Origin of the sequence: Mesorhizobium sp. C120A (genome assembly GCF_030323105.1) — a bacterium.
In the GTDB taxonomy this organism is placed as follows: Bacteria; Pseudomonadota; Alphaproteobacteria; order Rhizobiales; family Rhizobiaceae; genus Mesorhizobium.
The window spans coordinates 1,408,453-1,423,853 of sequence record NZ_CP100476.1 but is presented as its reverse complement, the minus strand read 5'-3'; the positions used below and the strand labels follow the sequence as shown (position 1 = coordinate 1,423,853).

At 62.4% G+C, this 15,401-nt stretch carries 15 protein-coding genes; 7 read left to right on the top strand and 8 right to left on the bottom strand.

The window, feature by feature from the left end; genetic code table 11:
• Nucleotides 1-10: 10 nt before the first annotated feature.
• Nucleotides 11-442, top strand: coding sequence for a cupin domain-containing protein (locus NL532_RS07035; RefSeq protein WP_023828397.1), 432 nt, complete (start codon nucleotides 11-13; stop codon nucleotides 440-442).
• Here NL532_RS07035 and NL532_RS07030 read toward each other — a convergent pair.
• Genes NL532_RS07030 through NL532_RS07020 form a run of 3 tightly spaced genes read right to left on the bottom strand, consistent with a single transcriptional unit; the run spans nucleotide 439 to nucleotide 2,843 of the window.
• A complete protein-coding gene (locus NL532_RS07030; protein ID WP_023699113.1) occupies nucleotides 439-1,113 on the bottom strand; it encodes a lysoplasmalogenase family protein in 675 nt (224 codons plus the stop codon). The genes NL532_RS07035 and NL532_RS07030 overlap by 4 nt on opposite strands.
• Nucleotides 1,110-1,997: an aromatic amino acid exporter YddG gene (yddG, locus tag NL532_RS07025; RefSeq protein ID WP_023670684.1), complete on the bottom strand. Its 888-nt coding sequence runs from the start codon at nucleotides 1,995-1,997 to the stop codon at nucleotides 1,110-1,112. The genes NL532_RS07030 and yddG overlap by 4 nt, the downstream gene beginning before the upstream one ends.
• A gap of 45 nt (nucleotides 1,998-2,042) precedes the next feature.
• Complete coding sequence (locus tag NL532_RS07020; protein WP_023670683.1) at nucleotides 2,043-2,843, bottom strand: DUF3108 domain-containing protein; 801 nt, start codon at nucleotides 2,841-2,843, stop codon at nucleotides 2,043-2,045.
• 260 nt (nucleotides 2,844-3,103) lie between these two features.
• Between NL532_RS07020 and rpmB the strand changes: the two genes are divergently transcribed.
• The 3 genes from rpmB to NL532_RS07005 all read left to right on the top strand — a co-directional run bounded on the left by rpmB (nucleotide 3,104) and on the right by NL532_RS07005 (nucleotide 4,878).
• Entirely contained in the window at nucleotides 3,104-3,400 is a 297-nt protein-coding gene (rpmB, locus tag NL532_RS07015) for a 50S ribosomal protein L28 (protein ID WP_023670682.1), read from the top strand.
• 122 nt (nucleotides 3,401-3,522) lie between these two features.
• Nucleotides 3,523-4,203, top strand: coding sequence for a queuosine precursor transporter (locus tag NL532_RS07010; RefSeq protein ID WP_023731082.1), 681 nt, complete (start codon nucleotides 3,523-3,525; stop codon nucleotides 4,201-4,203).
• Between the two features lie 3 nt (nucleotides 4,204-4,206).
• Complete coding sequence (locus tag NL532_RS07005) at nucleotides 4,207-4,878, top strand: polyamine aminopropyltransferase (RefSeq protein WP_023686729.1); 672 nt, start codon at nucleotides 4,207-4,209, stop codon at nucleotides 4,876-4,878.
• A 5-nt stretch (nucleotides 4,879-4,883) separates the two neighbouring features.
• Here NL532_RS07005 and NL532_RS07000 read toward each other — a convergent pair whose 3' ends face one another.
• From NL532_RS07000 to NL532_RS06985, 4 genes are all read right to left on the bottom strand, one after another.
• Entirely contained in the window at nucleotides 4,884-5,909 is a 1,026-nt protein-coding gene (locus tag NL532_RS07000) for an esterase-like activity of phytase family protein (protein WP_023731083.1), read from the bottom strand.
• Entirely contained in the window at nucleotides 5,906-7,804 is a 1,899-nt protein-coding gene (cobT, locus tag NL532_RS06995) for a cobaltochelatase subunit CobT (RefSeq protein ID WP_023694051.1), read from the bottom strand. Before cobT ends, NL532_RS07000 begins: the two co-directional genes overlap by 4 nt.
• Nucleotides 7,805-7,815: 11 nt before the next feature.
• A complete protein-coding gene (cobS, locus tag NL532_RS06990; RefSeq protein WP_023670677.1) occupies nucleotides 7,816-8,802 on the bottom strand; it encodes a cobaltochelatase subunit CobS in 987 nt (328 codons plus the stop codon).
• A 123-nt stretch (nucleotides 8,803-8,925) separates the two neighbouring features.
• On the bottom strand, nucleotides 8,926-9,555 hold the full coding sequence (locus tag NL532_RS06985; RefSeq protein WP_032887126.1) for a J domain-containing protein: 630 nt from the start codon (nucleotides 9,553-9,555) through the stop codon (nucleotides 8,926-8,928).
• A 167-nt stretch (nucleotides 9,556-9,722) separates the two neighbouring features.
• On the opposite strand from NL532_RS06985, the gene NL532_RS06980 reads away from it, so the two are divergent.
• Nucleotides 9,723-10,025, top strand: a complete 303-nt coding sequence (locus tag NL532_RS06980) for a BolA family protein (RefSeq protein WP_023670675.1) — start codon at nucleotides 9,723-9,725, stop codon at nucleotides 10,023-10,025.
• Nucleotides 10,026-10,036: 11 nt separating this feature from the next.
• Here the strand turns inward: NL532_RS06980 and NL532_RS06975 are convergent, their stop codons facing one another.
• On the bottom strand, nucleotides 10,037-11,590 hold the full coding sequence (locus tag NL532_RS06975) for an acetolactate synthase large subunit (protein WP_023701378.1): 1,554 nt from the start codon (nucleotides 11,588-11,590) through the stop codon (nucleotides 10,037-10,039).
• A 536-nt stretch (nucleotides 11,591-12,126) separates the two neighbouring features.
• Here NL532_RS06975 and NL532_RS06970 point away from each other — a divergent pair.
• Together NL532_RS06970 and NL532_RS06965 are read left to right on the top strand one after the other, a co-directional pair.
• Entirely contained in the window at nucleotides 12,127-14,076 is a 1,950-nt protein-coding gene (locus tag NL532_RS06970; protein WP_023686732.1) for a PrkA family serine protein kinase, read from the top strand.
• Nucleotides 14,077-14,093: 17 nt separating this feature from the next.
• The gene (locus NL532_RS06965) at nucleotides 14,094-15,401 is read left to right on the top strand and encodes a YeaH/YhbH family protein (protein WP_023686733.1); all 1,308 of its coding nucleotides are present in this window, start codon (nucleotides 14,094-14,096) and stop codon (nucleotides 15,399-15,401) included.

Sequence of the window (15,401 nt, the reverse complement as noted above, 5' to 3'; positions counted from 1 at the left end):
GGGATCAGCCATGACCAGCGCCGCTGAAATCATCGCCACGCTCGGCCTCAAGCCGCATCCGGAAGGCGGCTGGTATGCCGAGACCTTTCGCGACGGCGCCGGTGGCGCGCGTGGCCATTCGACGGCGATCTATTTCCTCCTTGAACAGGACCAGATTTCGGCCTGGCACCGGGTCAAGGACGCGGCCGAGGTCTGGCACTTCCATGCCGGAGCGCCGCTGGCGCTGTCGATGTGCGAGGAAGGTAGTCCAATGCTTAACCAGGTGATCGAGCAGGTGCTCGGCATTGAGCTTGCGGCGGGCGAGCGGCCGCAGATCGTCGTGCCGGCCGGCTGGTGGCAATCGGCGCGCAGCCTCGGCGAATGGACGTTGGTCGGCTGCACCGTGGCGCCGGGCTTCGACTTCGCCGCGTTTGAAATGGCCGAGCCGGGCTGGCAGCCTTAGGCCAGAAGAAAACCAAGAGTTATGCAGAGCTGGGCGGCATAGTAGAGCACCCAGACCGCATAACGGATGCCGGCGCGATAGGGTGCTATTGCCGGAACCAGGAATTTCTCCGCGGCAAGCAGCCCGTCCGATGCCATGAACATAACAGCGCCGCCGATGACCCACGGATTGGCGAGCGTCAACGCCGAGATGCCCATCGCCAGAATGGCCGCGATATAGATGGCGATCGGCACCCGCAGGCCGGGACTGACACGGCGCCAGAGCGCCGCCAGCATGACGACTGCGAAGGCCGCCATGGCAAGCGCGATGGCGCCGCGCCATGTCTCGGTGCTGAGCACATCCAGCCCGCCGCCGCCGAGCAGGAAGAGCGGCACATAGAGGACATGCGCCGCAAGGAAGCTGGCCAGCCCGCCGAGGAAGGCCTTTTCGCCGTCACGCGACAGGAAGGCATCGCCGACGCCGCTGAGCAGCAGTGCGACGACGAGCAACAGCGGCCCACCTTGCATGAAGGCGAGTGCCGCAAGCATGGCCACGGCCAGCGTCTTTGCCGCCGAGCGGGCCAGCGTCGGCCGCATATCCAGGGTGAAGGCGTAGATCACTGCCGCCACCAGCGAAAAAATCAATGTTGCATTTGCGTTGGCGTCGATGCCGCCGGCAAACGGCATCGTCATGCGCTTGCCCCGCCAGTTGCCGCCTTGCGCAGGAACAACGATTTCGCCGCCAGCGCCGCGCCGCCGGTGATCAGTACGCAGGCAGCCAGGATACGCAGCGACGGCTCGGCAACGCCCGCCGCGATCAGCACCAATGTCGACAGCAGTGGCGCCGCATAGCTTGCCGCGCCGAGCACCTGGATGTTGCCTCGTTTGACGCCGATATCCCAGGCGTAGAAGGCGGCACCCACCGGCATCAACCCCAAACCAACCACCGCCAGCCACTGGCCGGGGCCATCGGGCAGCACCGTCTTTTCCAGCAGAAGATGGCAGATGAGGGACAGGGCTGCCGTGGCGGCGCAGAACCAGGTGACGATCGAGGTTGGCACCGCCGGAAAGCGCCGCGACAGCAGCGAATAGGACGACCACAGCAGCGCACAGACGGCCGCCATCGCATAGCCGAAGGTGTAGCGAGCATCGAAGGCGAGGCCGCCACCCTTGGTGACGATCAGCACGGTCCCGGCGAGCCCGAGCAGCGCGCCGACGACGTGGTTCCAGGCCAGCTTCTCGCCCGGCATCAGCGCTGATCCGAGCACGATCAGCAGCGGCCACAGATAGGCGATCAGGCTTGCCTCCACCGCCGGCGCGTTGCGCAGCGCGGTGAAATAGAAGAAATGGTAGCCGAACAGTCCGGCAATGCCGATCACCCAGACCTGGCGTGGGATCTTCAGGCTTTTATCGGTCGCCGGCATGAACAGCCGGGCAACCAGCCCGACTGCGGTGCCGATGGTGAAGGTGATGGCCGAGAGCAAGAATGGCGGCACGGCGCCCGACGCATCGGTGAGCAACGCCAGCAGCGCCCACATGGCGACCGCCGAGAAACCGATCAGTGTTGCGCGCCCCATGCCCGTCTCCGGCGACGCGCCCCAATTCTATTCGGGTGGGCGCGTCTATTCAGTTGCTTCGAACCGCCCCGCGCTGACAGTCAAGGTGCCGATCTGCGTCCCGACCGTGGCGTGGATCGGCGCATATATGCCGGTTTGGCCGAGCGGTGCAAACGTCACCATCATCTGGCTCTTCTTCTTCAGGTAATTCAGCGCCTTGCGGCCCTTGCGGTAGCCTGCCACCGGCTCGAAGCTCATCTTGCAGGTAACGGTGTCACCCTTGTAGCCCTTGACCGAGATCGATCCTTTCGAGGCGTAGGTCAGCGTCAGGTCGGCGCGCATCTCGCCGTCATAGAATTTCACCTTGCGCCCACAGACCTGGTCGAGGCTGTCAGCATGGATGACGGTAGCCGCCATCGGATCGAGCACCGATGCCAGATCGTTGCTGCCCAGCGGTATCCAGTTTTTGGGATTGCGCTTTTTCGGCTCGGGAATGACCTGGGTGGCGGTAACCGCGCCATTGGCAAAGCGGATATCGACCATGGAAGCCTTCTTGCCGGACTTATAATCGGCGCGAAATACCTGTGGCTGCATCTGCTTGCCCAGGATCTTGCCCTTTGACGAGATCGTGCCGCTCGTGTCGTCGAACAAGGTGGCGAGACCGGCGCTGGAGACGGTGCCGTCTATGGAATAGCTACCGCCTTCGTAGTGGCTGGAAAATGTCGCCTTGGCCACGGAAAGGCCGAGGAACGACACCGTGTATTCGCCCTTGAAGGACTGTGCGGTGGCTGCGGGCGCGGCGGCAAGGGTTGATGTCGGCAAGGCGGCGACAAGTATGGCGACAACGGCATGTGACGGGCGAAGCATGGCGGGCTCGGTCCTTGATTTTTTTTAACCGGAGGCGGGCGACTCCGGCTTAAGATGTCCCTGTCCGACCGCTTATAGGCTGAATTCCGGCCTTTATGTGAAACGCTCGTCACAGTCGTGGGCAAGCCGGAGCTTGACGCATTGGCGAAATGCAACTATGGAACGCCAACTTTTCCATAAGGCCGCCTGACTGAAACCGCGCGCCACCCGGCGCGGGCGAACAAGGTTTGGCAGGCTAGACAGAACTGAAGGTTAGAACCATGTCCCGCACCTGCGAACTCACTGCCAAGGCAGTCCAGACCGGCAACAATGTGAGCCACGCCAACAACAAGACCAAGCGCCGCTTCCTGCCGAACCTCGTCAATGTGACGCTGATTTCGGAAGCGCTGAACCAGAATGTGCGCCTGCGCATTTCGGCCAACGCGCTGCGTTCGGTCGAGCATCGCGGCGGCCTCGACGCCTTCCTGGCCAAGGCCGACGCCAAGGAATTGTCGCAGCGCGCGCGCCTGTTGAAGAAGCAGATCGCCAAGAAGCTGGCCGACCAGCCCGCCGCTTAACGATATCAAGGCGGGGGACGACCGCCCTGAGCATCGGAGCAATCCGATGCTCAAAACTTCTAAGGCAGCGCGACCCGAACTTCGGCTAGCGCCTGGCTGGTTCCATTACCCAGGATAAAAAAATGACTTCCTTCTCGCGATATCTGCCCTTTGTGGCCGCCATGGCGCTTGTCGTCGTGGCATCGAACATCCTCGTGCAGTTCCCGATGCAGGGCCAGGCCGGCGGTCTGTCGCTGGGCGACATCCTGACCTGGGGCGCCTTCACCTATCCCTTCTCCTTCCTGGTCACCGACCTTGCCAACCGCCGCTACGGGCCGACCGTGGCGCGCCGCATCGTCCTTGTCGGCTTCATGACCGCGGTAGTCTGCTCGATCCTCGTCCCGCCCTTCCTGTTTCGCCACGGCCTGATCGAGTTCGAGACATCAGCCGACCGGCTGGTGCGCATCGCCACAGCTTCCGGCGCGGCCTTCCTTTGCGCGCAATTGCTCGACGTCACCGTGTTCAACCGGTTGCGCCGGCAGAGCTGGTGGCGCGCGCCGATCGTCGGCACGCTGGTCGGCTCGGTGTTCGACACCCTGGTGTTCTTCAGCATCGCCTTTTCGGCCGCCTTCGCTTTTGCCGGCCCGAACGACAGCTTTGCGCTGGAGACGGCGCCGCTGATGGGCGTGCTGCCGGTCGAGTCCATGCGCTGGGTCTCCTGGGCGCTGGGCGACCTCTCGGTGAAGCTGATCATCGCTGTTGTGGCCCTGATCCCCTACCGGCTGCTCGCCGCCCACTGGAGCCAGCCGGCCGTGGCTGTCTAGGCCGTGATTCCCTGGGTCCAGCTCGGCTCGGCCAAAACGCCTGACGGCGGACAGGAACTGCGCCTCAAGCAGCGCGGCAGCGAATTCTCGATCATGCTCGGCACCAATGAGCTGATGAACAGCCGCCTCAGCGGCTCCGAGGAAGCGCTGGCCAAGCTCTCCTGTGAAAAGATCGGCGGCCGCGCCCAACCGAAAATCCTGATCGGCGGCCTCGGCATGGGTTTTACGCTGCGCGCTGCGCTTGCCCAAATGGGCGCCGACGCAGGCATCACCGTTGCCGAGCTTGTCCCCGCCGTCATCGCCTGGGCGCGCGGCCCCATGGAGGCGGTCTTCGCCGGCTGTCTCGACGATCCCCGTGTGACGGTTCGCGAAGCCGACGCCGGGCACATCATAAGATCCGACAAGGCAGCCTGGGACGCCATCCTGCTCGATGTCGACAATGGCCCCGAAGGCATCGTCTACAAGGGCAACGACGCCCTCTATGGCGCTGCCGGCCTCGGCGCGGCGCGTGCAGCGCTCAGGCCCGGCGGCGTGCTGGCTGTTTGGTCGCAAGGCCCCGATGCCGGCTTCACACTTAGGCTCAAGCAGGCGGGCTTTGTCGTGGACGAGGTGAAGACGCGCGCCAATGGCAAGCGCGGCGCGCGCCACGTCATCTGGATCGCCACCAAGCCTTAGGGCTCTCAATCCTGGTGCAGGATGAATTCCAGATAGAGGTTGCGCTGCAGGATCGAATGGTTGTCGTCCGAGATCAGCGACACCATCAGCGCTCCGTCATCGCGGGTCCAGACGTCGAGCCCTTCCATATTGTCGATCTGGTAGCCCATGTCGGCTTCCATCAGCACCGGCCCGTCGGCAACCGCGCCCTTCTCGACGCTTTCGCCATAGATGCGTCGCAGCCGCATCCTGACACCGCCGGCCATCGAGAAACTGCGCTCCAGCAGCAAGAGATCGCCATCCGGCAGGAAAGCGCCGTCGGTGATGTCGAAATCGCCGTTGCGCTTGACCGTGAAGACGCCCTTGTGCGGCCCTTCGATGATGGCGGCATAGATGTTGCCAGCCTTGTCCAAGCTCTTTTCCGAGACCACGACGAGGCCGCCCTCGTGCTGGCCGTTGGGATTGGCGTGGGTGACGGTCTCGAAACCGCGGTTCTGTCGCAGTTCGCGGGCTGGAACCAGAAAGTTCAGTTGCTTGAACGGCGCCGTCATGTTGCTGGGGTCAATCTTGAACTGGGCGACGCGGTGATCGCGCTCGAAGCCGACGGTGGCGATGCCGTCCTTGACTGCAAGGCCCTCGGCATCGACTTCCCATTTCCTGTCGATCGGCCGGCCCTTTTCATCGACCATCTGCTGCATGCGGAAATTCTGGATGCCGGACGGCCGCTTGTCGGCATCATGGGTGATCGAGCCGAAGAACCAGAAGCCCGTATCGGCGACGCCGATGAAATCGCTGCCAGGTTTGACGAACCGAAATGCCGACAGCGCGCCGAAATCGCGCGTCGTCGAGTTCATCTCAAGACCGCCGACGAATTCCAGCAGCCCAAACTGCTTGTCGGCGCTGCCGATATTGAAGGTGGTGATCGGCCGCGCCGAGACTTCGACCGGCTCGACCGCGCTTGGGCCGGCGGCGATGGCCGGCGCAAACGCCATGCCGAACAAGGCAGTGACCGCGAAGAGCATCTGCCGAAACCCGCCGCGCAAAAAAATCATCCAGCGCGCCGGTAGCCGCCGCGGCGTGTATCGCGCACGTTTTCCTCGGCAAACAGCGAGGCCAGCTGCTCGGTCATGGCGCCGGCCAGTTCCTCGGCATCGACGATGGTGACGGCGCGCCTGTAATAGCGGGTAACGTCGTGGCCGATGCCGATGGCCAGCAGCTCGACCGGCGAGCGCGTCTCGATCAGCTCGATGACGGCGCGCAGATGCCGCTCGAGATAGTTGCCAGGATTGACCGACAGCGTCGAATCGTCCACCGGCGCGCCGTCCGAGATCATCATCAGGATCTTGCGCTGTTCGGGCCGGGCGATCAGCCGGTTGTGCGCCCATAACAACGCCTCGCCGTCGATGTTTTCCTTGAGCAGGCCCTCGCGCATCATCAGGCCGAGATTGCGCCGGGCGCGACGCCACGGATGATCGGCGGATTTGTAGATGATGTGGCGCAGATCGTTGAGCCGGCCGGGGTTCGGCGGCTTGCCGTCCTTCAGCCACTTCTCGCGAGCCTGTCCGCCCTTCCACGCCCGCGTGGTGAAGCCGAGGATCTCGACCGAGACGCCGCAGCGCTCCAGCGTGCGCGCCAGAATGTCGGCACAGGTGGCGGCAACCGTGATCGGCCGACCGCGCATCGAGCCCGAATTGTCGAGCACCAGCGTCACCACCGTGTCGCGGAATTTGGTGTCGCGCTCCTGCTTGAACGACAAGGGCTGCATCGGATCGATGACGACACGAACCAGGCGTGCCGGATCGAGATAACCCTCTTCGAGGTCGAAATCCCAGGAACGGTTCTGCTGCGCCATCAGGCGGCGCTGCAGCCGGTTGGCGAGCCGGCCGACGACGCCGGAGAGATTGGCCAACTGCTTGTCGAGGAAGGCGCGCAGCCGGTCGAGTTCTTCCTCCTCGCACAGCTCTTCCGCACCGACCGTCTCGTCGAAGGCGGTGGTGAAAACCTTGTAGTCGATCTCTTTCGGCAGATTGGTGAAGGGGTTGTCGTTGCGGCGGGCTTCGCCCGGCGTTTCGGCGTCCGCATCGTCATCGTCGGAAAGATCGTCGGCGGTGGCGTCGGACGCCTCCGTCTCGGACGACTGTTCGTCGTCGGCCGAGGCCTCGGCATCCTCGGACTGCGACTGCTCGGAGCCGGAATCCTCTTCGCCGCCCTCCTCGCTCTGCTCCTCGCCTTGCGGCTGGTTGTCGTCATTGTCCTCGGAGTCTTCGGTCTCCTGATCGTCGCCGAGTTCCTCGGCCATCTCCATGGACGCCAGCATCTCACGCACGACGCGGGCGAAGGCCTGCTGGTCGCCGAGCTTGGCCGACAGTCCGTCGAGATCGGCCTTGGCCTTCTCCTCGACCCAGGGTCGCCAGAGGTCGACCAGACGCTCGCCGCTCTTCGGGATCGGCCGCCCGGTCAGCTTCTCGCGCACCATCAGCGCCAGCGCTTCCTCGATCGGCGCGTCGGCCTTGTCCTTGACGTCGACAAGGTTGGCCTTGGCGTATTTGTCCTCCAGCATCGAGCCGATATTGTCGGCGACGCCTTGCATGGCGCGGCTGCCGATCGCCTCGACGCGGGCCTGTTCCACGGCGTCATAGATCGAGCGCGCCAGCTTGCCTTCCGGCGCCAGTTTGGTGTGGATGCGCTGATCGTGGCAGGCGCGCTTCAGCGCCATGGAATCGCCCAGGCCACGAGTAATCGCGATGTCTGTCTTGGACGCTTTCTTCGGCAGTTCGGGCAGTCGGGCGCGGCTGCCGGCGAGCGCCGGGCGGTCCTTGGCGAAACCGACTTCGAGCTCCTTGTCGCCGGCGATGGCGCGCATGCAGACGGTGACGGCACGCTTGAAGCTGTCGGCTTCAGACCCCGTCTTCGACTTGTTGCGCGTGTTGTCGCCCGGACCCGCCATCGAGGCTCTGCTCAGCCCAGCACCACGTTGGCGGCGCTCTCGGGCAAATCCTCGCCGAAGGCGCGCTGGTAGAACTCGGCCACCACCGAACGCTCCAGCTCGTCGCATTTGTTGAGGAAGGTCAGCCGGAACGCCATGCCGATATTGCCGAAGATCTCGGCATTTTCGGCCCAGGTGATGACGGTACGCGGGCTCATCACGGTCGACAGATCGCCATTGATGAAGGCCGAGCGCGTCATGTCGGCGACGCGCACCATCTTGTTGACGATGTCCTTGCCCTTGCCGTCGCGATAGTGCTTGGCCTTGGCCAGCACGATGTTCACCTCATTGTCGTGCGGCAGGTAGTTCAGCGTGGTGACGATTGACCAGCGATCCATCTGCGCCTGGTTGATCTGCTGCGTGCCGTGATAGAGGCCGGTGGTGTCGCCGAGGCCAACGGTGTTGGCGGTCGAAAACAAGCGGAACGCCGGATGCGGGCGGATGACCCGGCTCTGGTCGAGTAGCGTCAGGCGGCCCGACGATTCCAGCACGCGCTGGATGACGAACATCACGTCCGGACGGCCGGCATCGTACTCGTCAAAGCAGAGCGCGACATTGTGCTGGTAGGCCCAGGGCAGGATGCCGTCGCGGAATTCGGTGATCTGCAGGCCATCCTTGACGACGATGGCGTCCTTGCCGACGAGGTCGATACGGCTGACATGGCTGTCGAGGTTGACGCGCACGCAGGGCCAGTTAAGGCGGGCGGCGACCTGTTCGATATGGGTCGATTTGCCGGTGCCGTGATAGCCAGACACCATGACGCGGCGGTTGTAGGCAAAGCCGGCAAGGATCGCCAGCGTCGTCGCCTTGTCGAACAGATAATCCGGATCGATGTCCGGCACATGTTCCGAGGTCACCGAATAGGCCGGCACCACCATCTTGGACTCGAAGCCGAATTTGTCTTTCACCGACACCGTCGTGTCGGGCAAATTGGCGATGTCGCGATCGACCTTGTTCATCTCTATCCAAGTCTCCACGGGCGAAATGCCTGATTTCGCCGGCAATCGATTTTGTCCGGGGGCGGTCTTAGAGCCTTTTCCACCCTTATGAAAGTTGGAAAACGACACGAACCGTTAGGTTGCTCAGCACAAACCCGCCTGCTTGAGCACGCGATAGGCCTGCAGCACATCGCGGAACCGGTCTTCCGAACCTCTATCGCCGCCATTCGCATCCGGATGGTGGCGCTTCACAAGTTCCTTATAGCGCGCCTTGATGTCCTTGCCAGTCGCCTTTGTATCAAGGCCAAGCGTTTCCAGCGCCTTGGCCTCAAGCGGCTTGGCCTTGCGTTCGCGCGCCTCGCGCGGGTCCTTCGGCCCTTTGAACAGATCGAAGGGATCGCGCATGCGGTTGTAATAGCCGGCGCGACCGGAACGCTGCTGGGCAAAATCGGGCGAGGAGCGCGTCGAGGCGCCGGCGACGCCCATCTTCCATGTCGGCCGGTGGCCGGTCATCGCTTCCTTCTGGAAGCGGGCTATCTCGGTGTCCGGCACGCCGGAGAAGTAGTTGAAACCCTTGTTGTATTCGCGCACATGATCGAAGCAGAACTGAAAATACTCGCCTTCCTTCATGCGTCCGACCGGCGCCCGGTGGGTACCGGCCTCCTTGCAGCCGTCCCACTGGCAGATCGGCGAGTGCGACTTCAGCTCCGCATCCTTGTCGGGACGGACCCGAATTTTCTCGAAATATTTGGGGTACGGTTTCATCTCACCCATTTATGGGCTGTTCGCACGTGCGAAACAAGAATTGACATTTTCGCGATCATCGCCCTAACCGCTGAATCGCGGCATAAAGCAGGGCGAATGGCGATTTTTGTGGCGGCCCGGCGGGATCGATCCGATTTCCCGATCACGCCTTGCAGATATGGTGAAGGGAGATGGCGATGTCCATACAGGCGACGATGGAAGACAAGCTGAACAAGGCGTTTTCGCCGGAGCGGCTGGCGATCGTCAATGAAAGCCACCTTCATGCCGGTCATCACCACCACGGCTCCGACGATCACGGTGCCTATGACGGCACCGGCGAGACGCATTTTCGCGTCCGCATCGTCTCATCCGTCTTTGCCGGCATGAGCCGCATCGATCGCCACCGCGCCGTCAACGAATTGCTCGCAGCGGAGCTGCAAGCCGGCGTCCATGCGCTGGCAATCGAACCGGCTGCACCCGGCGAAAAGACCCGTTGGTAAGTCTCTCCGCCTCAGATCACCGCTTCGATGAGAAACGGTCCCGGACGCGACAGGGCACTGTCGAGCAGCGCGTCGAACCGCTCGCACGTGTCGGCGCGGGCCGCCTCGACGCCCATGCCTTTGGCCAGCGCAACCCAGTCCAGCGCCGGATGGTCGAGATCGAGCATGCGCCTAGCGTTCTCGCCGATCTCATTGACCCCGACATTCTTCATTTCGCCATGCAGGATGGCGTAGGTCCGGTTGGAAAAGATGATGGTCACGACGTCAAGCTTTTCCCTGGCCTGGGTCCACAGTCCCTGCACCGTGTACATGCCGCTGCCGTCGGCCTCGAGATTGATCACCTTGCGGTCCGGGCAGGCGATCGCTGCTCCTGTCGCCATCGGAATGCCGCCGCCGATCGATCCGCCCGTACCCATCATGTAGTCGTGCGGCGCCGCAAAGGCGGATAGCGCGAAGAACCGTCTCGCCGAGGTGACCGCTTCGTCGCAGACGATGGCATTGGCCGGAAGTTTGCGCGCCACCGACAGCGCGATGGCATCGTCCGTCAGTCTGCCGCTCAGCGTCGGTTCGTCTGGAAAGGCGGTTGCGGCGGCGAATTGCTGCGTCGGCTTGATGCCGACCTCGGCAGCCAGCGCCTCCAGCGCCGCTTTCAGATCCTGGCCATGCGCCGCCAGCGAAAGCACCTTGCAATCGTCCCGAACCAGCCGCCCGGGCTTGCCGGGATAGGCGAAGAAGGCAACCGGCTCCTTGGCGCCGACCAGCACCAGCAAGTCGATATCCCGGAGCATGGCCGTCGCCGCATCGACCGGATAGGGAATGCGGGTCGGGGCGAACCGCCCGCGGCCGCGCTGCATGCGGGCGATCAGAACCTCACTGAACAGCCTGACATCGCTTCCCGATGACATTCTCCCTGCGATTTCAAGTCCATCGGCGCGCGCCGCCTGCCCACGCACCACCATGCCGACACGGCCCGGCGCGGCGCGGATTGCTTCGGCGATCGTGCGCACAACAGCCATGTCGACGGCGGGCGGCGGCTCCAGCTTCACCTTGCCAGGCGAAATCGCAGCAACTTCGCCCCAGGCGGCATCCGCAGGCAGGATCAAGGTCGTGACGCCAGGCGGCGTGAGTGAGGCGCGGAAAGCCGCCTCTGCGGCCGGCACAATATCGGCCGGCCCCTTGACGCGGCCAACCCAGTTCGACATCGGCGACGCCAGGCCTTCTATGTCGCTGGTCAGCGGGGCATCGAGCGGCAGATGGTAGGAAGCATGGTCGCCGACAATGTTGATCATCGGGCTGCGCGCACGCCTTGCGTTGTGCATGTTGGCCAAACCGTTGGCGAGACCCGGTCCGGTATGCAGCAACGTTGCTGCCGGGCGGTCGGTCATGCGCGCATAGCCGTCGGCGGCGCCGGTCACCACGCCCTCGAACAGGCCGAGCACGCAGCGCATCTGAGGTTTGCGGTCCAGTGCGGCAACGAAATGCATTTCGGATGTGCCAGGATTGGCGAAGCAGACCGTGACGTCATTGGCCAGGAGCACGTCGCACAGCAGATCGGCGCCATTCATGATTTTCTTTCCCAATCGACAACTCAGGAACAATTGCACCTGTAGCCGCCGGGTCGGCAATGTCCCGCCGGGGCTTTTGGTCTGATCCAGGACGCCTCGCGGGGATCGGGGATCAACCGACGGTCCATTCAGGAAGGCCAGCATCGCGGCGGTCAACGCGTCGCCGTCCTCGCCGAAGTCGTGATTGATCGACATATGCGTGTAGGCGTTGCCGTCGAACAGCGTCACTTCAGTGCCGATGGCGCGCAGGCGTTTGGCAAAGCCTTCGATTGGTCGTCGCGGCCTTCGGCGCGCGAATAGGCGATGAAGGTCGCCGGATGCTTGTGTCCATCGAGATAGCTGGCCGGCGACAACGCCGCCCATCAGCGCCGCAGCACCGGGCAACCCGCCATTCCAGCCACTCCGAATGTTTCCTCCCAAGCCTTCTACCCGGATTGCAGCCACTCTCCTTCATGTGAAGGGAACCAACAATGCTTTCCGACAGTTGAAGGTGATGAGGCGATTGGAATCCAGATCGGCTCCGAGGGCAGAACATCATGCGTGCAACCCAATCCGACGTCTTCGATCTTTTTTCGGAAATTTATGCCAATGCGGCGGACGAAGAGGTCAGCATCCAACAGTATCTTCTTGCCTGTCGGGAAGACAAATCGATGTACGCTTCGGCGCCCGAAAGGATGGTCGACGCAATCGGCGAACCAAAACTGGTTGACACCAGCAAAGACGAGCGCCTCGGCCGCATTTTCGCGAATCGGACCCTCAAGATCTACCCTCATTTTTCTGACTTCTATGGAATGGAGGATACGATCGAGCGCATAGCTGGATATTTCCGCTATGCCTCGCAGGGGCTCGAAGAACGCAAGCAGATCCTCTATCTCCTCGGCCCGGTCGGCGGCGGCAAATCCTCTCTGGCCGAGCGCCTGAAGAAACTGATGGAGCAGCGCCCGATCTACACGCTGAAGGTCGGCAACCAGATCAGCCCGGTTTTCGAGTCGCCGCTTGGGCTGTTCCATCCCGATCACATGGGTGATCTGCTAGAGGATAAATACGGCATAGCCCGGCGCCGGCTGAACGGATTGATTTCGCCATGGGCGGCCAAGCGCCTCGACGAATTGTCTGGCGACATTTCCAAATTCAGCGTCGTCAAGCTGATGCCTTCGCGGCTGCGCCAGATCGGCATTGCCAAGACCGAACCTGGCGATGAGAACAATCAGGATGTCTCGGCCCTGGTCGGCAAGGTCGACATCAGGCAATTGGAAAATTTTAGCCAGTCCGACCCCGATGCCTATTCCTATAGCGGTGGCCTGAACCGGACCACGCAAGGTCTGCTTGAATTCGTCGAGATGTTCAAGGCACCCATCAAGGTTCTGCATCCGCTGCTGACCGCGACACAGGAAGGCAGCTACAACGGCACTGAAAATTTCGGCGCCTTTCCCTACCAGGGGATCATCGTCGCCCATTCCAACGAGTCGGAATGGCAACAGTTCAAGAGCAACAAGAACAACGAGGCGTTTCTCGATCGCATCCTGGTGGTCAAGGTACCCTATTGCCTGCGGATCACCGAAGAGAGGCAGATCTATGAGAAATTGCTGCGTGAGAGCGAGTTGGCCGCCAGCCCCTGTGCCCCTGAAGTTTTGGACATCCTCAGCCGCTTTGCAGTTTCGACGCGCTTAGCCGAGCACGACAACTCGCCGCTCTACACCAAGATGCGCGCCTATGACGGCGAAAATCTGAAGGAAGTCGATCCCAGGGCAAAGTCGGTCCAAGAATATCGCGACGCCGCCGGCGTCGATGAAGGCATGACGGGCGTCAGCACGCGCTTTGCCTTTAAGATCCTTTCGCAGACATTCAACTTCGATAATGAGGAGGTGGCCGCGGATCCTGTGCATCTGATGTACATTCTGGAGGAGGCGATCAAGCGGGAGCAGTTCCCGAAGGAAACGGAAGCGGCCTATCTTGAATTCATCAAGTCGGAGCTTGCGGCGCGCTACGCCGAGTTCATCGGCCACGAAATCCAAAAGGCCTATCTGGAGTCCTATAGCGAATACGGCCAGAACCTCTTCGACCGCTACATCGCCTATGCGGATGCCTGGATTGAGGACCAGGACTACAAGGACCCCGACACCGGCCAGATCCTCAACCGGGAGATCCTGGACAACGAACTTTCGCAGGTCGAGAAACCGGCAGGCATCGCCAATCCCAAGGACTTCCGTAACGAGGTGGTGAAGTTCACTCTGCGCGCTCGCGCAAGAAACCACGGCCGCAACCCGTCATGGACCAGCTATGAAAAACTGCGCGAGGTCATCGAGAAGCGGATGTTCGGACAGGTCGAGGACCTCTTGCCGGTGATCAGCTTCGGCTCCAAGCAAGACAGCGTTACGGAAAAGCGCCACAACGAATTCGTGCAGCGCATGATCGAGCGTGGCTACACAGAACGGCAGGTACGCCGGCTGGTGGACTGGTACATGCGGGTGAACAAGGCGGGTTGACAGAGCCGGATGGTTCCATGCCGATCTTCATCGACCGTCGCCTGAACCCCAAGGACAAGAGCCTTGGCAATCGACAGCGCTTCCTCAGGCGTGCTCGCGAGGAGTTGAAGCGGAGCATTCGCGATCAAATCCGCACTGGCAGGATCGCCGACGTCGATACCGAGCACGCCGTGCCCATGCCTGAAAGGAAAACGGCCGAGCCGAGCTTCAACGATGACAGGGCCAGCGGACGGCGCCGACACATCCTTCCGGGCAACAGGCATTTTTCCCCTGGAGACCTGCTCCCGAAGCCGCATGGGGGCGGCGCGGCGTCGTCGCCAGGAAACACGGCGTCGGAAGACGATTTTCGTTTCGTGCTGTCACGCGAGGAGGTGCTCGAACTCTTTTTTGAGGATCTCGAACTGCCCGACCTGGTTAAGCTCAATCTCAAGGAAATCCTTGCCTTCAAGCCGCGCCGGGCCGGCTTTGCGGCAACCGGTTCCCCGACCAACATCAATGCCGGCCGCACGATGCGCAACAGCCTAGGCCGGCGCATTGCGCTGAGGCGCCCCACGCAGCAGGAACTGGAGGCGATCCTCCGGGAAATCGTCACGCTTGAGTCGGCCCCGGCCGGCGCGGCGGTGCGCCAGCGCATCGCGGAATTACGCGACGAGCTTGACCGGCTGGAGCGACGGCGCAGGCGAATTGCCTTTGTCGATCCGGTCGATATCCGATTCAACCGCTTCGACGCCCGGCCGGTGCCGAATGCCAATGCCGTCATGTTCTGCCTTATGGACGTGTCCGGATCGATGGGCCAACGCGAAAAGGACTTGGCCAAACGCTTCTTCGTGCTGCTGCACCTGTTCTTGAAACGGCGCTACGAACGCACGGAGATCGTCTTCATCCGCCATACCCATGAGGCGCACGAAGTGGATGAGGACACGTTCTTCTACAACACGCAGAGCGGCGGTACGATCGTCTCCACCGCGCTCGACGAAATGCACCGCATTATCGGCCAGCGCTATCCTGCCAGCGAGTGGAACATTTACGCCGCGCAGGCCTCTGACGGGGACAATTTCACCACCGATTCCGAGCGATGCATAGAGCTCATGAACGGCAAGCTCATGCGCCTGTGCCAGTATTTCGCCTATGTCGAGATCATCGACGAACGCGAGAGCCACATATTCGGTGCTACCGAAAACGGGACGTCGCTTTGGCGCGCCTACAGTACGATCGAGCTGAAATGGCCCAACTTCCAGATGAGCCGCATCGCTGCTCCCGCGGATATTTACCCGGTCTTCCACCGGCTCTTCGCCAGGCAGCCGGCGGCCATCAAGAGCGCTTGA